Genomic DNA, 21,923 nt, shown 5'->3' with positions numbered 1-21,923 from the left:
AAGCTATCGCCGGATGACTATCTCTGGCGTCAAAGGAGTTTTCGCGCCGATGACCGACCTTTCCGCCTTTCCGATCACGCAACGCTGGCCCGCCACCCAGCCCGACCGGCTGCAACTCTATTCGTTGCCCACGCCCAACGGCGTGAAAGTATCGGTCATGCTGGAGGAGACAGGGCTGGCTTACGAGCCGCATCTGGTCGATTTCGCCAAGGACGACCAGCACAGCCCCGCCTTCGAATCGCTCAACCCCAATGGCAAGATCCCCGCGATCCTCGACCCCGATGGGCCGGATGGGAAACCGCTCGCTTTGTTCGAATCCGGCGCGATCCTGCTGTATCTGGCGGAAAAGACCGGCAAGTTCCTGCCCAGCGATCCCGCTGCGCGCTGGCAGGCGATCCAGTGGGTGATGTTCCAGATGGGCGGGGTTGGGCCGATGTTCGGACAGGTCGGCTTCTTCGTGAAGTTTGCTGGCAAGGACTTTGAGGACAAGCGCCCGCGTGACCGCTATGTCGCCGAAGCCAAGCGCATCCTCGGCGTGATGGACGGCGTGCTCGCGGGCAAGAGTTGGTTCCTGGGGGACGATTATACCATCGCCGATATCTCGATGCTCGGCTGGGTACGCGGTCTGGTCGATTTCTACGGGGCAGGCGAGCTGGTCGGCTTCGACCAGTTCACGCACGTAAAGGCATGGCTCGAGCGCGGACTCGCACGGCCAGCGGTGCAGCGCGGTCTGGCGATCCCGGCGCGGGGGTAGTCAGGCCGACGGCGCGTCCGAAAAGCCTTCATACCACACGGCAATTGCGTTGTTGTGGGCGAGCCACGGCGCGGGTGCGGTCTCCTGGATCGCATCCCCGTGCTGCCGCCATCCGCCGAGCGAGCATAGACAAAGCCGCTGCAATCGAGCTTGCCATTGGAAGGGATGGTCGCGGCGGCGAAGGATGGCATGGTGCCGGGGCTCTTATATTCGGTCTTCTTGCCAAGCCCGCTGCGCGCGCGCGTAATCGCCGTTGCCGAATCCATTGTGCTTCCCCTGTTCCCGGCGCGGGGTCGTGCTCGACGGTCAGCCCCGCGACTCGCCCGCTAACAAGGCGGCGTCCCGATTTCGTGAAAAACGCGTGCGCCGGGCGGGTGGACGACACGACCCACAACGAAATTTGTTCCCCTCTCGTTCCGGTGTTGCTACATCGCTGCTTATGGCAAAACTCCAAAAGCGCTATGTCTGTCAGGCCTGCGGATCGGTGTCGCACCGCTGGCAGGGGCAATGCGCCGATTGCGGGGAATGGAACACGCTGGTCGAGGAAGCTCCCGCTACCGTCACGCCGTTCCAGGCGAAGCATAATCTGCAGGGCGGCGGGCGCGCGTTTCAGCTCGTCAGCCTCGATGCCGAGATCACGCTACCCGATCGGCTCGCCACCGGCATTGCCGAGCTTGATCGCGCGCTCGGCGGCGGGTTCGTCGAAGGATCGGCGACGCTGATCGGCGGCGATCCCGGCATCGGCAAATCCACCTTGCTCCTGCAAGCGGCCGCGAAGATGGCGCTGGCCGGGCTGCCAGTCGCCTATGTCTCGGGCGAGGAAGCGGCCGATCAGGTGCGTTTGCGCGCGCGGCGGCTCGGGCTCGGCCATGCGCCGGTGATGCTGGCGGCGGCGTCCTCGACGCGCGACATTCTCACCACGCTCGGCCAGGCGACGCCGCCTGCCTTGCTGGTGATCGATTCGATCCAGACGATGCATAGCGATTTGATCGAGGGGGCGCCGGGCACCGTCAGCCAGGTGCGCGCCTCGGCGCAGGAATTGATCCGCTTCGCCAAGGAACGCGGCACTGCGGTGGTGCTGGTCGGCCATGTCACCAAGGACGGCAGCATCGCCGGCCCGCGCGTGCTCGAACATATGGTCGATACCGTGCTGAGCTTCGAAGGCGAGCGCAGCCACCAATATCGCATCCTGCGCGCGATCAAGAACCGCTTTGGCGGCACCGACGAGATCGGCGTGTTCGCGATGGTGGCGGAAGGCTTGGCCGAAGTGTCCAACCCCAGCGCATTGTTCCTGACGCAGCGCGAGGAAGGCATGACCGGCACCACGGTGTTCCCGGCGCTGGAGGGCACGCGGCCGGTGTTGGTCGAGATTCAGGCGCTGGTCGTGCGCTTGGCGAGCGGCGCGACGCCCCGGCGGGCGGTGGTCGGCTGGGACAGCGGGCGTCTCGCCATGGTGCTGGCGGTGCTGGAGGCGCGCTGCGGGCTCAGTTTCTCCTCGAGCGAAGTCTATCTCAACATTGCGGGTGGCTACCGCGTGCAGGACCCGGCTGCCGATCTGGCGGTGGCGGCGGCACTCATCTCGGCGCTGTCGGAACGCCCGGTGCCCGCCGATGCGGTGGTGTTCGGCGAACTGGCCTTGTCCGGAGAAATCCGCCCGGTCGCGCACGGTCCGCTGCGCTTGAAGGAGGCGGGCAAGCTCGGCTTCGAACGCGCGCTGCTGCCCGCGGCGGTGACGGACGACAAGAGCGGGTTGAAGTTGAGCGGATTCGGCACGCTGGCCAGCTTTGTGGAGCATATGCTGGGGCGGTGAGGGGGCGTTGCGCCCTCCCACAAGCCTTCCACTGGTGGAGCGTAATGACTCTTGGTCGCATCCTCTCCCTGCCCTGTCCGTAGCTCCCTGTCCGTAGCTCTCCGTCCGTTCGTTTCGAGCGTAGTCGAGAAACCTGGCACAGCGCTTGTGGCTCTTTCTCGACTACGCTCGAAACGAGCGGGTTGAGGAAAGCACTCCCCCAAACCCCGTAACCCCCAACACGCCCGCACCCCACTCGACTTCCACCGTCCCACGCTTGTAAGACGCGCGCCATGCATCTTACCGCCCTCGACATATTGGTCCTGCTCGCCGTTGGCGGTGCCGCCACGCTCGGCATCACGCGCGGCTTCGTCACCGAAGTGCTTTCGCTGTTCGCCTGGGTCGGAATCGTGTTTGCGATCAAGCTGTTCCATGTCCCGCTGACTCATGCGTTGACCGGCGTGGTCGGCACGACGACGGGCGCGGCGGTGCTCGCCTTCGCGATTCTGGCGGGCGGCACGTATTATGGCGGGCGCATGGTTGCGCGGGCGATCGGTGCCCGTACCCGCGATTCGGTGCTGGGGCCGGTCGATCGCGCGCTCGGCTTCGGCTTTGGCGCGCTCAAGGGCTTGATCCTCGCGAGCCTGGCTTTCCTGCTGGTGGTGCTGATGACCGACACCGTCAGCGGCGGCCCGGCGCATCGCCCCGAATGGCTGACCTCGGCCAAGGTCTATCCCCTCCTCAACAGCACCAGCGCCAGCATCGCCGATTTCGTCGATCGCCGCCGCAAGGGCGAGCCGGTGTTCGGGCATGGCGCGAACGTCGCCGACTCCGATCGCGCGGGCGAGTAGCGATTTCTCGGTCCCTGGCCGCGCAAAGCGGCGCAGAACATCCCATCGCCGGGGTGACGAATCCCCCGGCATGCCCTACATCCGCTGCATGAACGCGCCGCTCTACAACACCGAAATCCTGCGGCTCGCCGCCACCATTCCGCATCATCAGCGCTTGCCAAGTCCAATGGCGACCTCGGAAAAACGTTCGCCGATCTGCGGCAGCCGCGTGACGGTGGATATCAATGTCGATGCTGAGGGGCGCGTATCCGACCTCGGTCTGCTGGTGCGCGCCTGTGCGCTGGGTCAGGCCTCGTCGTCGCTGATGGGCGCGGCGGTGATCGGCAAATCCGCCGCTGAGATCGCCGCTGCGCGCGATGCGCTGGCCGCGTGGCTGGCGGGGCAGGGGCCGTTGCCCGACTGGCCCGGCTTCGAATTGTTCACGCCTGCACTGCCGCACAGCGCGCGGCACGCGTCGATCCGACTGGCCTTCGAAGCGGCCGCCGAAGCCGCCGCCGCTGCCGCCGCAAAGGCACCGGCATGAACGAATCGCTGCTGCTCGATGGCGTCATCCTCGGTGGCTTTGCGCTCGTTTTCGTTCTGATCTTCCGCCGTTTCGGCCTCGGCGCGACGCTCGGCTATCTCGTCGCGGGCGCGGTCGTCGGGCCGCAAGTGCTGCATCTGGTCGGCAATGCCGAATCCAAGATCGGCGTGGCCGAACTCGGCATCACGCTGCTGTTGTTCATCGTCGGGCTGGAACTCAATCCGTCGCGGCTATGGGCGCTCAAGAAGGAAATCTTCGGGCTCGGGCTATTGCAGGTGGTGCTGTGCGGGCTGGCGGTCACCGGCCTCGTCGCGGCGGTGCATTTCTCCTGGTCGGCGGCGTTGGTGCTAGGGTTGCCGCTCGCACTTTCCTCGACCGCGCAGGTGTTGCCGATGCTGCAATCGGCGGGGCGCCTGCGCACGCCCTTTGGCGAGCGCGCCTTTTCGATCCTGCTGTTCCAGGATCTGTCGATCGTGCCGCTGATCACGCTGGTGACGGTGCTGTCGCGCAATCCGGCGGACGCGCATGGCCCGCCGGGCTGGCAATTGTTCCTGTCGACCGTGCTCGCCGTGGCCGGGCTGGTGCTCGCCGGGCGCTTCCTGCTGCGCCCGCTGTTCCGCATCATCGGTAATCTGGGGGAGCGCGAGATGTTCGTGTTCGCCGCGTTGTTCACGGTGGTGGCAGCGGCGGCGATCATGGAGGCGCTTGGTCTGTCGACCGCACTGGGCGCATTCGTCGCGGGCGTGATGCTGGCGGACAGCCCGTATCGGCATGAGCTGGAGGCCGATGTCGAGCCGTTCCGCTCCATCCTGCTCGGGCTGTTTTTCCTCGCGGTCGGCATGATGCTCGATTTGCACGCGATCGCCGAGCGGCCGTTCTTCGTGATCGCCATGGCGCTCGCGCTGATCGCGACCAAGGCGGTGATCATCTTCGGCATCGGTATGGCCTTTCGCATGAAGTGGCGCGCCGCGCTCGCGCTCGGGCTGCTGCTTAGCCAAGGTGGCGAGTTCGGCTTCGTGCTGTTCGCCCAGGCGCAGCGTGCCTTCCTGATCGCGCCCGAGGCGGCGAGCCTGTTCGGCGCGATCGTCACGCTGTCCATGGCGACGACGCCGTTCCTGATGATGATCACCAAGCGCATTCGCGAAGAGCCGGTCGTCGCGGGCGAGCGTGACGGCCCAAAGGCCGACGGGGCCAATGCGCTGATCGTCGGCTATGGTCGCTTCGGCCAGACGGTGGCGCAAATGCTGATCGCGCAAGGCGTGCCGGTGACGCTGATCGACACCGATATCGAGATGATCGATGTCGCCAGCGATTTCGGAGCCAAGGTCTATTATGGTGACGGAACGCGGCTGGATTTGCTGCGTCAGGCGGGTGCGGGCGAGGCGGAGCTGATCCTGTTCTGCATGGATGGCGACCAGATTTCGCCCGATCTCGTTACCGGGGTCCACAACGCCTTTCCCAAAGCGTCAATCTACGTGCGCGCGTTCGATCGTCGCGCGGTGATCAAGCTGAAGGGCGCCCCGGTCGATGGCGTCGTGCGCGAAGTGCTCGAATCGGCGGTGAAGATGGGGCGCATGGCGCTTGAGAGCATCGGCGTGGACCATGCCGAGATCGATCGTACCGAGGACATTTATCGCCGCAACGACAAGGAACGTCTGCGCGTGCAGTCCGAGCGGGCGACATTCGCGCGGCGCGTGGCATCATGATTACGCAAGATCAACGCGCCGGGCTGAGCGAGGAGCAAGCAGGATGAACTGGATCGCCCTTCTGGCGGCGCTGTCGGGCGCGATTGCGGTCGGCGCGGGCGCGTTCGGCGCGCATGGGGCAAGCGGTCAGGCGGCCGAGTGGCTGAAGACCGGCGCGCACTATCAACTGATCCACGCAGTTGTGGCGTTGGTGGCGTGGCGGATGGAGGTGCGCGGCCCGGCGTGGTTGTTCATCGGTGGCGGCGCGATATTCGCCGGAACGCTGTATCTGATGGCGCTGGGCGCACCCCGCTGGCTGGGTGCGGTGACGCCGATCGGGGGCGTGTTGCTGATTGCCGGGTGGCTGTGGCTGGCCTGGTCGGCGGCGCGGACGGTGTGACGCCGACGCGAGGTGCCTTTTAAGTGGCCCGCACCAAGCTCAGCGTTTGCGCGAGAAAAAGGCGATTCGGGTCCGAGCAAGAGGCGCGGTCGCTGGCACAGGCGAGTGATCTTGTGCTCAGGCCCTATCGGTGCGATCGCTGCGGGGCGTTTCATTTGACCAGCCGGACCAAGGGTAAGCGTGTGCCGCGTCCGGCGGTGTGACGGACGGTTCGACGGGACGGCAACGACGGCAACCTTCCCACGTCATGCCGGGCTTGTGCCGGCATCCACCATACAGGGTCTCTGCGATCGATTGTCTCGTATCGCGGTGGACCCCGGCGCGAGGCCGGGGTGACGGTGCGCTATTCATTCGCCCCTTCGACACGAACAGACAAGCGCGATAGGGAGCGTGGATGACCAGCGCCTCGACCCGCCGCATCCTGCTCGCCAGCCTGATCGGCACCTCGGTCGAATTCTACGATTTTTATATTTACGCGACCGCCGCCGCCTTGGTGTTCGGCCCGCTCTTCTTCCCGGCGGGCGATCCGGCGGTGCAGTTGCTGGCCTCTTACGCGAGCTTCGGCCTCGCCTTCTTCGCCCGGCCGTTGGGGGCGGCGGTGTTTGGGCATTTCGGCGACCGTTTGGGGCGCAAGTCGACGCTGGTCGCCTCGCTGATGCTGATGGGCGGCTCGACCGTCGCGATCGCCTTCCTTCCGACTTATGCGCAAATCGGCTGGGTCGCCCCGTCGCTCTTGTGCCTGTTGCGCTTTGGGCAGGGGCTCGGGCTTGGCGGCGAATGGGGCGGGGCGTCGCTGCTGGCGGTCGAGAATGCGCCCAAGGGCCAGGAAAATCGCTGGGGGATGTTTCCGCCGCTCGGCGCGCCGGTTGGGTTCATCGCCGCCAATGGTTTCTTTCTGCTGCTGGGCGCTGTGCTGACGGACCAGCAATTCCGCGATTGGGGCTGGCGCTTGCCGTTTCTGGCGAGCGCGGTGCTGGTGCTGCTTGGTCTGTGGGTGCGCTTGAAGTTGACCGAGACGCCGGCCTTCCGCGAAGCCGCCGCGCACGATGCGTTGCCCAAAGTGCCGATCGCCGAGCTGTTCCGCCTGCATCTGCGCGCGACAGTCGCGGGCACGGTCGGCGTGGTTGCCTGTTTTGCGCTCTTCTATCTGACGACGGCGTTTGCGCTCAGCTACGGCACTACCGCGCTTGGCCATGGGCGGCAGGCGTTTCTGGGGCTGGAACTCGGTGCGATCCTGTTCCTGGCTGCGGGCGTGATCGTCTCCTGCACCTTGGCCGACCGGTTCGGTGCGACCGCAATGCTGCGCTGGGGGTTTGTCGGCTCCGTCGCCTCGGGCTTGCTGATGGGAACGATGCTGGGGTCTGCGTCCTTGTGGGTGGTGTTCGCGTGGCTGGCGCTGTCGCTGTTCGCGATGGGCTTTGCCTATGGCCCGCTCGGCGGCTGGCTGCCGTCGTTGTTCGACGCCGGGGTACGCTATACCGGCGTGTCGATCACCTTCAATCTCGGCGGAATCCTGGGTGGCGCGCTCGCCCCGATCGCGGCGCAGGCCCTGGCCGCGCGGGGTGGGCTGTGGCTGGTCGGGGCTTATCTGGTGGCGGCGGGCGTGCTGAGCCTTGGCGGCCTGGCCTTGCTCAAGCGGCGCTGATCCGCGCGCGCTTGCAACGTTCGGAGCAGTAAACGACGCTGTCCCAATCGCGCGCCCACTTTTTCCGCCATGCAAACGGGCGCTGACAGACCGGGCAGATCTTTTCAGGCAGGTCGGCCTTGGCGACGCCGTTCGGCACTTAGGCCGCTCGATCCAGAAATGCGCGCACGTCCGCCAGATCGACCGATTTGTCGAGGAAAGTGCCGCCAATCCCGCGTGCGAGCAGGAAAGGCAGCGTGCCCGCGTCCATTTTCTTGTCGTGCAGCATGTGCGCGACCAGTGTTTCGCCATCGGCGGTGATGCCCGCCGCGGCCGCGCCATCGGGCAGCCCGATCGCGCGGAGGTGCGCGGCAACGCGATCGGCATCGATTTGTGGAGCAAGCCCGCGCGCCGCCGAATAGCCGAAGGCGAGCACCATTCCGGCCGCGACGCCTTCGCCGTGGAGCAGCCGGTCGGAAAAGCCCGCTTCGGCTTCCAGCGCATGCCCAAAGGTGTGGCCGAGGTTGAGCAGGCGCGCGCGCCGGTCGTCTCGCGTTCGTCCTCGGCGACGATCCGCGCCTTGGCCGCGACCGAGTGGGCGATGGCGTAGAGCCGCGCGTCGGCATCACCCGCGATCAGCGCGGCGGCATTGGCCTCGCACCAGGCGAAGAAGTCGGGGTCATCGATCAGGCCGTATTTCACGACCTCGGCATAGCCCGCGCGGACATGGCGCTCCGGCAGCGTGTCGAGCACATTGGGGTCGATCAGCACCAACGCCGGCTGATGGAAAGCGCCGATCAGATTCTTGCCGGCCTTGGAATTGATCGCGGTTTTGCCACCCACCGACGAATCGACTTGTGCGAGCAGGGTCGTCGGGATCTGCACGAAGCCGCAACCGCGCTTGAGGATGCTGCACGCAAAACCGACGAGATCGCCAATCACCCCGCCGCCCAGCGCCACGACATGGTCGCCGCGTTCCACGCCAAGATCGAGCAAGCGGTCGGTCAGCTGCTCCAGCATCGCCCAGCTCTTGGTCGATTCGCCCGGCGGCAGCACGATCGCTTCGCTCGCTACGCCCGCCGCGGTCAGCGCGGCCTGCACGGTCGCCAAGTGCGGCAGGACATTCTCATCGGTGACGATCACCATCCGCCGCCCGCGCGACAGCGGCGCGAGCCAGTCGGCAGCGCGGCCGAGCAGCCCGGCCTCGATGATGATATCGTAACTGCGCGCGCCCAGCGAAACGGGAATGGTCGTCATGGTTGGTTGAGCGCTTTCAGGATGGCGTTGACGGTTGCGTCGTGCGGCGCGCGGTGGCTGGAGACGCGGAGATGCGCGGTCGCGTAGAACGGGTTGCGGACGCGCGCCAGTTCTTCGAGCACGGCAAGCGGATCGCGCCCGCGCAGCAGCGGGCGCGTGTCGCGGCGCGAGACGCGCTCGACCAGCACTGAGGGCTTGGCATCGAGCCACACCGCAAAACCCCGGTCGAGGATCGCGGCGCGCGTCTGCGGGTCCACGAACGCGCCGCCGCCGGTGGCGATCACTCGTCGTTCGCCTTCCATCAGCCGCGCGATCACCCGGCGTTCGCCATCGCGAAAATAGGCTTCGCCGAAGCGATCGAAAATATCGGGGATCGACATGCCGGCGGCCGTTTCGATCTCGGTATCGGCGTCGACGAAGGGCAGGCCGAGGCGCATCGCCAGGCGGCGGCCAACGGTGGATTTGCCAGCCCCCATCAGCCCAACCAGCACGATCGGCTGGCCGGTCCATTTCGGCGATTGGGGTGGGGTGGGGGCTGGGCTTTGCAACATCGAAGCGAGGGCTATACAGCGCACGGGCGTCTCGGGCAAAAGGCCTTGCGGGCGCAGCCCAAATTGTTCTGTTACAGGTCTTGGCCCATGTCCCGCTCGCTCGTAATCCTCCTCGTCATCGTGGTCGTATTGGTGGGTGTCCTGTTCGGACTCTCCTCGATCGCGCGCGAAAAGCCGCTGAAGCATGTCGAAAAGGCCGTCCCGCTTGCGAATCTCCAAAAGTAGCGGTGTGTCCGGCGCGACCGCGCGCAAGCTGACCATCGCGCTGCGCGTCGGCACCGCTCTCGCGGCGGTGCTGGCAATACCGGCGCTGGGGCAGCAACGCCCCGAATCGATCCTGCCGCCCGGCTTTGGCGATCCTACGCCCGCGCCTTCTCCGGCGGCGGCGCGGCCCAAGCCGGTCCAGCAGGCCCCCGCGCAACCGAGCCAAGCGGCTACACCGCCGCTCGCACAGACTCCAGCGGCCGCGTCGGCAGGGTTTTCAGCGCCCGACGCGACCCCGACGACTGTGCCGAGCCCCCGCCGCCACGCCTCCCGCGCCGACCGACTTTGCCGCCTTCGTGCGCGCCGACATGCCATCGTTCGCGCGCCGGTCGCTGGCGCGCGTCGGTGTCGCGGGTCCGCCTGAGGGCGCGATGGGGCCGAACGCCTTTGGCCGCGCCGACGGCCGCTTCCTTGAAGTGCTGATGCAACGGTTGAACACCCCGGGTCGCGTCGCGCTGGGTGTCGATTGCGCTGCGCCGCGCGCTGATGGCGCGGGTCGATACCCCGCGCGGCGTGAACGGTGCGGATTTCGCGGCGGAACGATCGTGGTTGCTGACGCGTATGGGCGAATCCGTGGCCGCGCGGGCGATGGCACAAGCCGTCGATACCGAGGATTATACGCCCAAGATGTTCGAGGCGGCGATGCAGGCCGCGCTGGCGACGGGAGACGCGGCAGCGTTATGCCCGGCGGCCGAGGCCGGGGCGGAGCTTGGCCAGGAACGCGGCTGGATCATGGCGCGGGCGATTTGCGCGGGGCTGTCTGGCACGCCCGCGCGGGCGCAACCGTTGCTGGCGCAGGCGCGAAAGGCCGGAATTGCCGGTGGCGTCGACTTTTTGCTGGCGCAAAAGGTCGCGGGTGCCGGTCAAAGCGGACGCCAGGCGGTGACGATCGAGTGGGACAGCGTCGATCACCTGACCGCCTGGCGATACGGCATGGCCACTGCCACCGGGGTCGAGATCCCCGAGTCGCTGCTGGCAACCGCATCGCCTGCCGTGCAGGGCTGGCGGGCTTTGTCCCCGACGCTGGACCCGCGGGTGCGCGCCGCCGTGGCCGAGCTGGCCGCAGCGCGTGGCATTCTGTCGAGCGCGGCGCTGGTCGATCTCTATAGCGCGATCGATGCGGGAGACGATCAGACGGGTGCCGAGGTCGGGATCGCGCGCGATCTGCGCGCGGCCTATGAGGGGCCGGACGCAAGGCGCGCGCCGATGCGCTGGTGCGGTTGTGGGATGAACCCAAGACCGCCGAAGGCCGCTATGCCCGGCTGGTGCTGACTGCCGGGGCTGCCGCGCGCATTCCGACGACACTGGAGCAGCCCGATATCGATCGACTGGTCGCCGCGATGCTGAGCGCCGGGCTGGATGTTCCGGCACTGCGCTGGCGTGATAAAGCGGGACGCGGCAGCAATGCCTGGGCGATGCTGACGCTGGTCGATCCGGCAATGCCCTCGCTGAATTATGGCGACGTCAGCGCCTATTCCGGGGCGAACGATGCCGAGGGGTTGAAGCGCCGGATGTTCTTTGCCGCAATTGCGGGGCTAGGGCGGATGTCGGGTGCCGAAGTCGAGCGTGGCGCGCAAGGGCTGGGGTTGCGAATAACGCAGGAGAATAGCTGGACGCGCTCGATCGCCAAGGCGGCGCGCGATCATGAGCCCGGCACGGTGGTGCTGCTCGCGGCGATCGGTATGCAGACGCGGCAGTGGCATGGCGTCTCGCCCGAGGCGATCTATCACATCACGGCCGCACTGCACGCGGTCGGCATGTCGGGCGAGGCGCGGATGATCGCCGTCGAGGCGATCTCGCGGCTTTGACCGAGCGCCCCAGCGCGCCCGATTCGCCGCGCGAGGATCGCGCGTTGATCGATCGCTTTCTCGAGATGCTGGCGGCGGAAGCCGGGGCGGCAAAGAACACGATCGCCGCCTATCGCAGCGATCTGGCGCTCGCATCGGAGGTGCTTGGCGGGCGGCTGAGCAGCGCCACGCCTGACGACCTTGCCCGGCTGGGTGGCGAATGGCTCGCCCTGTCCAAGGCGAGCGTAGCGCGCAAATCGGCGGCGCTGCGGCGTTTTTCGCGTTTCTGGCGGATGAGGGGTTGCGGGCGGATGATCCCGGCGGTGCCTTGCCGCGTCCGGGTGCATCGCGCGGTTTGCCCAAGGTGCTCGACCATGCCGATATCGACCGCCTGTTCGCCACGATCGCCGAGCGGATCGCGCGCGTCCCCGCCGACCCCAACGACCTGCGCATGGCGGCGTTGGTCGAGCTATTGTACGGATCGGGGCTGCGCGCGACCGAATTGGTATCGCTCTCGCGCCGCGCTATTGCGCCCGACCGGCCTTATCTGATCCTGCGCGGCAAGGGCGACAAGGAGCGGCTGGTGCCGCTGTCGGATCGCGCGCGCGCAGCCGTTGCGGTCTGGCGGCTGCACGTGCCCGAGGACAGCGTGTGGCTGTTCCCTTCCGGCAAGGGGCATTTGAGCCGCATTCGCCTCTACCAGATCCTGAAAGCACTGGCGGCGGAGGCCGGGATTCCGCCCGATCGCGTCAGCCCGCACGTGCTGCGCCATGCCTTTGCCACGCATTTGCTGGCGGGCGGAGCCGATCTCCGCGCGCTGCAGGCGATGCTCGGCCATGCCGATATTGCGACCACCGAAATCTATACGCATGTCGATGCCAGCCGCCTGATCGAGCTGGTCAATGCGCGTCATCCGCTCGCCGAAGCTACGGCACGCGTTGACGCAAGGAAGCGCGGGGCTTAACCGGCCCGACTTATGGCAACTTTCCTCGATTTCGAAAAACCGATCGCCGAGCTGCAAGCGCGGATCGACGAATTGCGCGAGACCGCAGCCGAAGGCACGGTCGACATCGACGCGGAGGTCGCGCGGCTGCAGGCGAAGTCCGACAAGTTGCTGCGCGACACCTATGCCAAATTGACGCCCTGGCAGAAGACCCAGGTCGCGCGCCACGGCGAACGTCCGCACTTCAAACATTATGTAGCGGGGCTATTTCAGGATTTCCTGCCGCTGGCGGGCGACCGTGCGTTTGGCGACGACCAGGCGATCCTCGGCGGTTTTGCTACCCTGCGCGGGCGGCGCGTACTGGTGATCGGCCATGAAAAGGGCGACGATACCGCCAGTCGGCTGCGCCACAATTTCGGCATGGGCAAGCCCGAGGGCTATCGCAAGGCGATTCGCCTGATGCAATTGGCCGACCGTTTCGGCCTGCCGGTGGTAACTTTGGTCGATACCTCGGGCGCGTTTCCGGGTGTGCAGGCCGAGGAACGTGGCCAGGCCGAAGCGATCGCGCGGTCGACCGAAATGTGCCTGTCGCTTGGCGTGCCGATGGTGGCGGCGGTGGTGGGCGAGGGCGGCTCGGGCGGCGCAATCGCGCTGGCGGCTGGCAATACGGTGTTGATGTTCGAACACGCCGTCTATTCGGTAATTTCGCCCGAAGGCTGTGCGTCGATCCTGTGGCGCACGGCGGACAAAGCCGCCGATGCCGCCGAGGCGATGAAAGTCACTGCGCAGGACCTGAAGGGTCTCGGGGTCATCGATACGATCGTGCCCGAGCCGTTGGGCGGTGCGCAACGCAACCCGGGCGCGGCCATCGCGGCGCTGGGCAATGCGATCGACGCGGCCTTGTCGAACCTTGATGGCCAGAGCCCCGCCGAGCTGCGCCGGTCCCGACGTGCAAAATTTCTGGCGATGGGCCGACTTTAACGCGGGCGCGATCGCGGCCGCCAGGGTTGGTATTCGGTCGCGAGGCAAATGAAAGGGCGACGGAACCGTAGTTCCGCCGCCCTGGCATATTAGAGGAGTTCGTAAGAGTCTTACGAAGCCTTCATGTTGGTCGTGACGTTGGTGAAGGTCTTGTTCAGTTGCGTGCCCAGGCCCTGCATCGCGGCAATCGCGGCGACGGCGATGAGCGCTGCGATCAGGCCGTATTCGATGGCGGTCGCGCCCTTGGAATTCTTGATGAAATTGCGGATGGTCTTCATGATTCCGGTCTCCGTTGGTGAAAGCTTCAGTACCCGGTCGGGCCGGAAAAACCGGACCAACGCTGCCGAGTCTAGGGAGGCAGAGTTGAAAAAGGTTTAAGCCCGACGGAACTTTGTCGGGCGGGCGACTCTAAACGCCAGCGGTGGCCGCCGAGACCTTGGTGCTGACGTTGCCCCACATGGTGGTGGTGGAATTGGCGAGCTGGGTTAGCGCGGTGACCATCGCAATCACGATCAGCGCGACAATAAGACCATATTCGACGGCTGTGGCACCGCGGCGATCTCCCAGGAGCTTTTTCAGCGTGTCGAGGATCATAGGAGTTCGAGGCCACCGAAACAGCTGCTGGTTCCCGATCCCTAAAACAGGTGGGTTACGATATGCCTAACAATCTCATTACATCGGAGCGGCGCTCGTGATGCTGGTCGTGGCCGCCGCCTTGGTGGACGGTGCGGGGCGGGTGCTTGTGCAGCGCCGACCACCGGGAAAAGCATTGGCGGGCTTGTGGGAGTTTCCCGGCGGCAAGGTGGAAGCCGGTGAACGCCCGAGGCGGCGTTGGTGCGCGAGCTGGAGGAGGAACTGGGCGTCGTGGTCGCGCCGACCGCGCTCGCGCCGCTGACCTTCGCCAGCGCACCGCTTGCGACCGGCATTTGCTGCTCTTGCTCTACGTGTGTCGGGTTTGGACAGGCGAGCCGCAGGCGCTCGACGCGACGGCGATCGCGTGGCACGCCCCCGCCGACCTGCGGGGGCTGGAGATGCCCCCGGCCGATTTGCCATTTATCCCGGCCCTGGAGGCTGCGTTAGCGCGGGGCTAGGCTTGCCCGCAGTCCAAGCCAGATGGCGGGGCCGGGCATCCATCGCCCCACAACCCTTTCGGCAACCAGCACGGCTATAAGGGTCAGGCCGAACAAGGGCAGGTATAAGGCCAGGGCGAGGATGGCGATGGCCAGTCCCGCCCCAAGGCGCGGGCGGGACAGCGCGATCGGCGCGCCCAGGCCAACATGCCGTCGTCGCCACCACATCACCACGCCCGACACCGCCAGCACCACCAGCAACAGCGCGGTAACGGTGCCAAGTAGTTGATTTGCTAGGCCGAACAGCGCGCCCTCGTGCCCTGCAACACCGTAGCCGATCGTTTGATCGATCCAGTGGCGCTGCGCAAAGCCTTCGCGACTGATGACGGTGCCCGTGCGACCGTCAATCTTCACCGTGCTACGTAATGGTCGGTTCGCCGCGTCGGACGCTGCCGTCCAGGGGTCGCCCGGACGCATCGGCGGCGAGATCAGCACCGGTGGGGCCACCGCGAGCGGTCGCACCACTCCGATGACGCGCGCGAGTTCGCCCGACACGATTGGCGCGCGCGGCATCGCCATGCCGCCATGTCCGGCATGGTCTCCCGACATCGCTTCGGCCTGCGGTGGCTTGCCGCCGATCGTCCAGTCGACCGGCCCGCGCGCGGTGCCGGTAAGTTGTCGGATTTCGGTGAGATAGTTGCCCCAACCCTTGGCCCAGGCAGCCCGGTGAGGATCAGCGCGAGGGCGAACAGCGATACCCAAATGCCCGAGACGGCGTGAAGATCGCGCCAGAACACCCGACGTCCGCCCGCCAGGCGGGGATACAGCACCCCCGCCAAACCCGATCGCCCGCGCGGCCACCACAGATACAAGCCCGTCAGCAACATCACGATCGTCCAGCAGGCGGCGATCTCCACCATGTAACTGCCAAACGCACCCGCCAGCAATTCGCCGTGCAGATGGAAGATCAGCCGCATCGGCCGCTGCTCCTCGCTGACGACGCTGAGGACAGCGAGCGAACGCGGATCGACATAGACGCGTTGGTCCTGACGATCCTTGGTGACGAGGATGCGCACCGCCTCGTCCGGGCGCTCGGGCAGCACATATTTGTGCAGCGTCGATCCCGGCACCGCGCGCAAGGCTGCGGCGACCTGCGCATCGGGCGATGCCGTCGGGCCGGTGGTCGGCAGATGCGTGTAGGGCTGGTCCAGCCACGCCTCAATCTGCGGTTTCCACAGATAGATCGTGCCGGTCAGCGCCAGCCAGATCACGAAGGGCACGCAGAACACGCCGCATAGAAATGCCAGCGCCAGACGGCGTTATAGCTGAGTTGCGGGCGGGCGGGGTTGGCCATCACTTCCTCCTCAGAACCGGCCCTTCAGGCCGACATAGACGGTGCGCGGCTGGCCCGCGTACAAGGATCCGGTGGTGCCCATCAGCACCGAGGCGGGGTTTTGTGCACTCGCAGCGCCCAGACTGTCCGAGATGATCGACGCCGAACCGACATAGGTCTTGTCGGCCAAATTCTGCACCGATGCGTAAAAGGACAAACGCGACCACCAGCCTGCTGCAGCGGGCGGATCGTAATGCAGGTTGAGATTGACCAGCGTGTAGCCCGGAATGCGCAGCAAATTGGCATTGTCGATGAAATAGCGCGAGCGGTAGGTCACCTCGGCAAAGCCGCCCAACCCGGCGAAGGCACCGTGCGGCTGGTCATAGCCCAATCGCCCGTTGGCGAAGGTCGGGATCACGCCCGGAATGCGGTTGTCGGCACGATCGAAGGTGGCCGACACCGCCCCCGAGGTCAGCCGCTCGACATAGCTGGTATAGCGTTGGTCGTTATAGCTGTAGGTCGCCTGGACATAGCCGCCGGGCAGGAGCGCGGGCAGGGGCTTCCAGTTGACGCCGACTTCCACGCCGCGATGGATCGAGCGCGGCACGTTGGTGGTGAAGGACAACAGGTTCACCCCCGCCGACTGGCTAACCTGCTCGTTGCGGAACCACTCATAATAACCCGTCACTTCGGCCTTGAGGGTGTCGCCGAGCGTCAGCTCCGCACCGACGTCCACGCCGGTGCTGGTCTGCGTCTTGAGGTCGATATTGTTGCCGGCGACGCCTGCCGTCGTGACGAAAAGCTGGCCTGACTGCGGAATACCGTAGGCCGTACCGACACGGGCGTGCAGCCGCACTGCGGGCGCGGCCTGCCATACCAGCGACGCCTCGGGCGCGACATTGTCGAAATCGCGGATCGCCGGGATATTGGTCAGCGTCGGATTGGCACCGACAGGGTAGGCGTAGTTCGTCTGGCGCATGTCGATCTTCGAATGCTCATAACCAATGCCAAGAATCAGCTGCAGGTCCTGCGTCAGCGCCAATTCCTCGCGGGCGCGAACCCCCATATTGCGCACACCGCCGAACACCGTCTGGGTCGGCGCGCCAATGCCGTTGCGGCCTGCAGGCGTCTTGTTGAACGAGTAATTCTGCCCGTCGAGATAGTTGTAGAAGATCCCGATAAAGCTCAGCGCATCCATGCCCAATATCTGGCTGTGCGCGGTGACGTCAGAGCTCAGATTGTAACTGTTGAGCGTGCCGCGAAACGGGGTTGCGCTGGTCGGCTGGAACACCACACGGCTGTCGAAGGTCGCTTGCGTGCGCCAGGTCGTGCCTGCGGAAAAGTCATGCTCATAGCGTGCACCGACAATGGTCCGGCGGTCGTTTCGCGCGAGATCGCCCTCGCTCGCGGTCTGGGCGATGCGGGTGCCGTTGATGCCATTTGCCAGCACTGAGATCGTCCCGCAGCCTGCGGCGGCAGTGGCTGCCTGATCGCATCCTTGCTGGTACGGATTGGCGAGATATTGGTTGAACGACAGCCGCGTGGACAGGCGGAACTCGCCTTCATTGTAGATCACCTTGCCGGTGACACGGTCGCGGTCCGACAGGGCAAAGGTCGCCAGCGCGTTGATCGTACCGGTCTGGTAACCGGTATGGCCGGTCGCACCATCGGCGCGGGCGAAGCTGCCGAACACCGCATATTCATAGCCGGGTCCGGCATGACCGAGCGTGGCGTAGGTGTTGAGATAGCCATAGCTGCCGCCATCGACTCCGGCCTCGACGCCTTGCAGGTCGCGTCCACGCCGCGTGCGGAAGTTGATCGCCCCTTCGACGGCATAATTGCCATAGCGCGCCGAGGACGGGCCGCGCACGACGTCGACCGCGCCATAAGCATGCGGGTCGGTCAGATCGAACCGGGCAAGGCCGTCGGGCTGGGTGACGGGAAAATCATCCTCGAACACCTGGATATTGCGCGCGCCGAAGCTGTTGCGCGCGTTCGAGCCGCGGATCGAGACTCCCACATCGCGTGGGCCATTGCCGCCAATGACGGTGACGCCGGGGGAGAGTTTGACGATGTCGGCGATGGTCGTGGCGGGCGTATTGCGGAACGCGGCGTTGGTGATGGTGGTGTCGGTCTGGCCCGCGACCTTGGTCGTCAGCGTCAACGCGCGCCCGGTGACGATGATGTCGTCGGGGGATGTCGATGCGGTGCCCGCTCGATTCGGCTGGCTTTCCGGGGTCTTTGCGGGCGTGTCGAGGCGCTGCAGTTCGGCGTCGATCGCCGCGCGTTGGCGCAGCAATTCCTGGCGTCGCGTGTCGGTGCCTGTCTGAGCGGACGCCGACGCAGCGGCAAGCGCGGCGATCGACGCCGCGAGAAACGTTGATGGAAGGCGCACGAAAAAATCCCCTGTAAACGCTGGTAGCGGGCGCGCGGCGGTGGGCCATGCACGTCCGTCGCGACGGCGCTTGCTCAGCGCGTCGCGGCTCTATCGATCGTCATAGGGTGGCAGGTGGTCCGCGCAGCGGGGGACGGAGATGCAGGCGCAGGCCGACCAGCGGCGGCGCGATCCGGCGCGAGACGAGCGCCATCACAAAAGCGATGGCGAGTGCGAGCAGGATCGGGTCGGTCGCTGCAACCGAATGCGCGTTCAGGCCGGCAAAGGCGCAGGGCTGATCGGCTTTCTCGCCGTCCTTTTGATGCTTTTGCGATACTGAGTGGTCCATGCCGGGCATTGCCATCGCCATCGTCTTCATCGGGCCCATGCCCGAACAGATCGCAATGCGAATCGTACCCTGCGACGTGTCCAGCATGTACCCGCTGGGCACGACGACTTTCAGCAGCAGCGCAAACGCCAGCAGCCAGGCCGCAAGGACGCGATGTTGCTGGATATGATCGCGGAACGGTTGCACGATCGACGCTTTATGGCGCGCTGTTCGCTATGTCACGCGGGCAAAAATGTCTCTATCGCGGCCTGTTGGAAATCCGCTGCACCAGGACCGCTGCGTGCGTCGCTGGAAGCTGTTGTGGAGGCCCGACCGGGAATCGAACCCGGGTGCAAGGATTTGCAGTCCTCTGCGTCACCACTCCGCCATCGGGCCGAAGAGCGGCGCAGATGCAAGCGTCCGCGCCCGCTGTCAACCACGCGCTTGCAAAAATGCCGATACGCGTCGCTTGGCGAACCCGGTTCGCCACGATAGAGGTGAGCACTCTCAACTAGTGTATTGCACAGCTACAACAGTTGTGCAAAACCGGGTGTCCGACAAGGGTGGCACGATGAATTTGAATACGCACGATTCGGATATGCTCGCGATGCGCCATGCAATGGTGGCAAGCCAGCTTCGTACCAATGCCGTCAGCGATGCGCGCGTCGTCGCGGCGATGGACTCGGTCCCGCGCGAGGCATTCCTGCCGAGCGAGGTGGCGGCGCTCGCGTATCGCGATACCGCCGTACCGCTTGGGCACGGCCGCGCGCAGAACGTGCCGATCGCCACCGGGCGCTTGCTGACCCAGGCGGAATTGCTCCCCGCCGACCGCGTGCTGCTGATCGGTGCGGCGGGCGGCTATACCGCTGCGGTGCTTGCAGAATTGGTGGCGTCGGTCGTCGCGGTCGAGTGCGATCCGGCGCTCGCCACCCATGCCCGCGCCGCGCTGGCCGGGATTGCGAATGTCACGCTGGTCGAAGGGCCGCTGGAAAACGGCCATGCCGCTGGCGCGCCCTATGACGTGCTGGTGATCGATGGCGCGGTCGAAGGCGTGTCCGATGCCCTGGTCGAGCAGGTCACAATTGGTGGCCGTGCGGTGGCCGGGATCGTCGATCGCGGTATCACGCGCCTTGCCGCCGGGCGGCGCAGCGCGGGCGGGTTCGGCTTGCTCGCCTTTGCCGACATCGAATGCGTGCCGCTTCCCGGCTTTGCGCAGCCGCGCACTTTCACGTTCTGAGCAGAAAAGACCAGCGACCCATGCGATCGATACACCTACTGGCTGGCGTTGCGCTGCTTGGGCTCGCGGCGACCCCGCTTTCTGCGGAGACGCTGCGCGAGGCGCTGGTTAAGGCGTATAACACCAACCCGACGCTTGCCGCGCAGCGTGCAAACGTGCGCGCAAACGACGAAAAACGTGCCGATCGCGCGGTCGCAGGCGCTGCCTGCCGTCAATCTGCAAAGCGCCTATACCGAGAACGTCGTCAAATCCTCGAACAGCTTCGTGTCGCCCGATCGCAGCGCGACCGCCGGCGCGACGCTGTCGGTGCCGCTTTATGCAGGTGGCGCGGTGCGCAACAGCGTCCGTGCCGCGCAAACCCGCGTCGAAGGCGGCCAGTTGAGCTTGCGCGGGACCGAGTCCGATTTGTTCACCACGGTCGTGGGTGCCTATATGGATGTCATCCGCGATGAGGCGATCGTCGGCCTCAATATTCAGAACGTGAAGGTGCTTGAGGTCAATCTGCAGGCCAGCCGCGACCGGTTTCAGGTGGGGGATCTGACCCGGACCGACGTCGCGCAGTCTGAAGCGCGTCTCGCCGTCGCCCGCGGCCAGCTTGAAACGGCGCAGGCGCGGCTGATTTCCAGCCGGGAAAGTTATATCCGCTATGTCGGCACTGCGCCCGATGCGCTTGAGCCGCCACCGGCGCTCCCCAATCTTCCCGCCGATCCCGATACTGCGGTGGACGTGGCGTTGAAGGACAATCCGACGCTGTTGGCGGCCGCCAAAGCGAGCGAAGCCGCAGGGTATGACATTGGCGTAGCGCGCTCGAATCGCTTGCCCAAGGTCAGCGTCAACGTCGGTGGCAATTATTACAATTATCTCGGATCGCTCGGGTCAGGCACCGGCGTGGCGATTGGCCAGACGGGCACATCCTCGACCGTCGGTCTGGGGCTGACGTTGCCGCTGTACCAGGGCGGGCGTCCGGCCGCGCAGATCCGGCAGGCACAGGATGCGCGGTTGCAGGCGATCGAGCGCGTCACCGAGACCGAGCGCGGCGTGATCTCGCAAGCGCGATCGGCTTATGCGGTCTGGAAATCCTCGCTCGAGGTGATCGCGTCGAGCGAAGTGGCGGTCAACGCCAACAAATTGTCGCTGGAAGGGGTGCGCGCGGAAAACAGCGTCGGCAACCGTACCATTCTGGATATTCTGAATGCCGAGCAGGAATTGCTCAACTCGCAGGTCACCTTGGTGACGGCGCGGCGTGATGCCTATGTCGCGGGCTTTGCACTGCTGGCGGCGATGGGGCGGGCCGAGGCGCGCAGTCTTGGCCTTGACGGCGGCCCGCTCTACGATCCGGTGGCGCATTATAAGAGCGTGCGCGGCCGGATTTCGGACTTTTCGTCGGATCCCGATCCCGCAGTTACCGGCACGCGGACCAACGCGACTCGCCCGCAAGACGCCAAGGTCACCCGCCCGCTCGATCCGATTCTGGACGCGCCAGTTGACAGAAGTGCTCCAATTACCGCAGGTGAAGCAACGAAGAACCGCTAACCGGCGGATCGACGCACTTTTCAGGGGTTGTCGATGGGGGATTTGAGCGCGGAGCCATCGATGGAGGACATCCTCTCATCGATCAAGCGGATCATCGCGGAAGAGAATGACGCGGCCCCGGCGCGTGCCAAGCGACCGGCGCGTGCTTTGCCCGCGCGATCCGAGCCAACCCCTTTTAGTGACGACGAAATTCTCGAGTTGAGCCAACCGGCCCCCGAGCTCGACCGCCGTCCTCAGCCCGAGAATTACCCACAATCGGCGCGGATCGCCCGGGCCGTGACCAGGGAGGAACTCGTGCCGGAGCCAGCCCCCGAACCCGTTCGCGCGCCGCCGCCCGTCGCGGCAAAGCCGGTGCCTGAAACGCCCGCGCCCGAGTCGATTGTTTCACCGCGCACCGCCGAAGCCTCGCGCGGGCCGCTGGATGTGCTGTCGCGGCTGGTGGTCAAGCCCGAGGTCAGCGGATCGGACACGTTGGAAGGCATGGTTCGCGATATGCTGCGCCCGATGTTGCGCGACTGGCTCGATGCCAATCTGCCCGCGATCGTCGAGACGATGGTGGCCAAGGAAATCGACCGCATTACCGGCAAATAAGCCGTCCGGCGGTGATTGCAGCGGCCGCGCGGTTCTGCTGTAACCTGC

At 65.9% G+C, this 21,923-nt stretch carries 19 protein-coding genes, 1 tRNA gene and 6 pseudogenes; 17 read left to right on the top strand and 9 right to left on the bottom strand.

The features are described 5' to 3' along the window. Window positions 1-49: 49 nt before the first annotated feature. The 7 genes and pseudogenes from NW75_RS04105 to NW75_RS04075 all read left to right on the top strand — a co-directional run bounded on the left by NW75_RS04105 (window position 50) and on the right by NW75_RS04075 (window position 7,647). A complete protein-coding gene (locus tag NW75_RS04105; RefSeq protein WP_033963946.1) occupies window positions 50-754 on the top strand; it encodes a glutathione binding-like protein in 705 nt (234 codons plus the stop codon). 439 nt (window positions 755-1,193) lie between these two features. Beyond that, window positions 1,194-2,564: a DNA repair protein RadA gene (gene radA, locus NW75_RS04100; protein ID WP_033963944.1), complete on the top strand. Its 1,371-nt coding sequence runs from the start codon at window positions 1,194-1,196 to the stop codon at window positions 2,562-2,564. 272 nt (window positions 2,565-2,836) lie between these two features. Then, the gene (locus NW75_RS04095) at window positions 2,837-3,394 is read left to right on the top strand and encodes a CvpA family protein (protein WP_033963942.1); all 558 of its coding nucleotides are present in this window, start codon (window positions 2,837-2,839) and stop codon (window positions 3,392-3,394) included. 88 nt (window positions 3,395-3,482) lie between these two features. After that, a complete protein-coding gene (locus NW75_RS04090; RefSeq protein WP_033963975.1) occupies window positions 3,483-3,917 on the top strand; it encodes an iron-sulfur cluster assembly scaffold protein in 435 nt (144 codons plus the stop codon). Then, window positions 3,914-5,670: pseudogene (locus tag NW75_RS04085) on the top strand (cation:proton antiporter domain-containing protein). Before NW75_RS04090 ends, NW75_RS04085 begins: the two are co-directional and overlap by 4 nt. After that, window positions 5,667-6,002: a DUF423 domain-containing protein gene (locus NW75_RS04080; RefSeq protein WP_033963941.1), complete on the top strand. Its 336-nt coding sequence runs from the start codon at window positions 5,667-5,669 to the stop codon at window positions 6,000-6,002. Before NW75_RS04085 ends, NW75_RS04080 begins: the two are co-directional and overlap by 4 nt. A gap of 394 nt (window positions 6,003-6,396) precedes the next feature. Continuing rightward, window positions 6,397-7,647, top strand: a complete 1,251-nt coding sequence (locus NW75_RS04075) for an MFS transporter (protein WP_033963939.1) — start codon at window positions 6,397-6,399, stop codon at window positions 7,645-7,647. On the opposite strand, the gene NW75_RS23455 is transcribed toward NW75_RS04075, so the two are convergent. From NW75_RS23455 to NW75_RS04065, 3 genes and pseudogenes are all read right to left on the bottom strand, one after another. Further along, entirely contained in the window at window positions 7,634-7,786 is a 153-nt protein-coding gene (locus NW75_RS23455) for a DUF2256 domain-containing protein (protein ID WP_081988617.1), read from the bottom strand. The two genes, NW75_RS04075 and NW75_RS23455, sit on opposite strands and share 14 nt — an antisense overlap. Beyond that, a pseudogene (aroB, locus tag NW75_RS04070) lies at window positions 7,787-8,883 on the bottom strand (3-dehydroquinate synthase). Further along, window positions 8,880-9,434: a shikimate kinase gene (locus tag NW75_RS04065; protein ID WP_052192154.1), complete on the bottom strand. Its 555-nt coding sequence runs from the start codon at window positions 9,432-9,434 to the stop codon at window positions 8,880-8,882. Before NW75_RS04065 ends, aroB begins: the two are co-directional and overlap by 4 nt. A gap of 87 nt (window positions 9,435-9,521) precedes the next feature. Between NW75_RS04065 and NW75_RS24920 the strand changes: the two genes are divergently transcribed. From NW75_RS24920 to NW75_RS04050, 6 genes and pseudogenes are all read left to right on the top strand, one after another. Beyond that, entirely contained in the window at window positions 9,522-9,659 is a 138-nt protein-coding gene (locus NW75_RS24920; protein WP_171010473.1) for a hypothetical protein, read from the top strand. A gap of 4 nt (window positions 9,660-9,663) precedes the next feature. Further along, a complete protein-coding gene (locus NW75_RS25845) occupies window positions 9,664-10,062 on the top strand; it encodes a hypothetical protein (RefSeq protein WP_231564937.1) in 399 nt (132 codons plus the stop codon). Window positions 10,063-10,157: 95 nt separating this feature from the next. Further along, complete coding sequence (locus NW75_RS25840) at window positions 10,158-10,970, top strand: hypothetical protein (protein WP_231564936.1); 813 nt, start codon at window positions 10,158-10,160, stop codon at window positions 10,968-10,970. Further along, window positions 10,919-11,506, top strand: a complete 588-nt coding sequence (locus NW75_RS25835; protein WP_231564935.1) for a hypothetical protein — start codon at window positions 10,919-10,921, stop codon at window positions 11,504-11,506. The genes NW75_RS25840 and NW75_RS25835 overlap by 52 nt, the downstream gene beginning before the upstream one ends. Before the next feature lie 65 nt (window positions 11,507-11,571). Further along, window positions 11,572-12,449, top strand: a pseudogene (locus NW75_RS04055) (tyrosine-type recombinase/integrase). 12 nt (window positions 12,450-12,461) lie between these two features. Then, a complete protein-coding gene (locus NW75_RS04050) occupies window positions 12,462-13,409 on the top strand; it encodes an acetyl-CoA carboxylase carboxyltransferase subunit alpha (RefSeq protein WP_033963936.1) in 948 nt (315 codons plus the stop codon). A gap of 110 nt (window positions 13,410-13,519) precedes the next feature. Here the strand turns inward: NW75_RS04050 and NW75_RS04045 are convergent, their stop codons facing one another. Both NW75_RS04045 and NW75_RS04040 read right to left on the bottom strand, forming a co-directional pair. After that, window positions 13,520-13,687 (bottom strand): Flp family type IVb pilin, encoded by a 168-nt coding sequence (locus NW75_RS04045; RefSeq protein ID WP_010403444.1) that lies wholly within the window; start codon window positions 13,685-13,687, stop codon window positions 13,520-13,522. A gap of 130 nt (window positions 13,688-13,817) precedes the next feature. Beyond that, window positions 13,818-14,003, bottom strand: a complete 186-nt coding sequence (locus NW75_RS04040) for a Flp family type IVb pilin (RefSeq protein ID WP_033963935.1) — start codon at window positions 14,001-14,003, stop codon at window positions 13,818-13,820. A gap of 100 nt (window positions 14,004-14,103) precedes the next feature. Here NW75_RS04040 and NW75_RS04035 point away from each other — a divergent pair. Next, a pseudogene (locus tag NW75_RS04035) lies at window positions 14,104-14,500 on the top strand ((deoxy)nucleoside triphosphate pyrophosphohydrolase). On the opposite strand, the pseudogene NW75_RS28095 reads toward NW75_RS04035, so the two are convergent. The 4 genes and pseudogenes from NW75_RS28095 to NW75_RS04015 all read right to left on the bottom strand — a co-directional run bounded on the left by NW75_RS28095 (window position 14,486) and on the right by NW75_RS04015 (window position 18,910). Then, window positions 14,486-15,833, bottom strand: a pseudogene (locus NW75_RS28095) (PepSY-associated TM helix domain-containing protein). The pseudogenes NW75_RS04035 and NW75_RS28095 overlap by 15 nt on opposite strands. 10 nt (window positions 15,834-15,843) lie before the next feature. Then, window positions 15,844-18,207: a TonB-dependent receptor family protein gene (locus tag NW75_RS04025; protein ID WP_033963933.1), complete on the bottom strand. Its 2,364-nt coding sequence runs from the start codon at window positions 18,205-18,207 to the stop codon at window positions 15,844-15,846. Window positions 18,208-18,307: 100 nt separating this feature from the next. Further along, the gene (locus tag NW75_RS04020; protein WP_033963932.1) at window positions 18,308-18,721 is read right to left on the bottom strand and encodes a DUF2946 family protein; all 414 of its coding nucleotides are present in this window, start codon (window positions 18,719-18,721) and stop codon (window positions 18,308-18,310) included. 115 nt (window positions 18,722-18,836) lie between these two features. Beyond that, a tRNA-Cys gene (locus NW75_RS04015) sits at window positions 18,837-18,910 on the bottom strand. A 175-nt stretch (window positions 18,911-19,085) separates the two neighbouring features. Here NW75_RS04015 and NW75_RS04010 point away from each other — a divergent pair. From NW75_RS04010 to NW75_RS04000, 3 genes and pseudogenes are all read left to right on the top strand, one after another. Beyond that, window positions 19,086-19,751 (top strand): protein-L-isoaspartate O-methyltransferase family protein, encoded by a 666-nt coding sequence (locus tag NW75_RS04010; RefSeq protein ID WP_231564934.1) that lies wholly within the window; start codon window positions 19,086-19,088, stop codon window positions 19,749-19,751. A gap of 20 nt (window positions 19,752-19,771) precedes the next feature. After that, a pseudogene (locus tag NW75_RS04005) lies at window positions 19,772-21,284 on the top strand (TolC family outer membrane protein). Window positions 21,285-21,344: 60 nt separating this feature from the next. Continuing rightward, on the top strand, window positions 21,345-21,875 hold the full coding sequence (locus tag NW75_RS04000; protein ID WP_033963930.1) for a DUF2497 domain-containing protein: 531 nt from the start codon (window positions 21,345-21,347) through the stop codon (window positions 21,873-21,875). Window positions 21,876-21,923: the final 48 nt, after the last annotated feature.

The sequence above is a fragment of the Sphingomonas sp. Ant H11 genome (assembly GCF_000797515.1).
Lineage (GTDB): Bacteria > Pseudomonadota > Alphaproteobacteria > Sphingomonadales > Sphingomonadaceae > Sphingomonas.
This window is presented reverse-complemented; position numbering and strand designations above follow the sequence as displayed.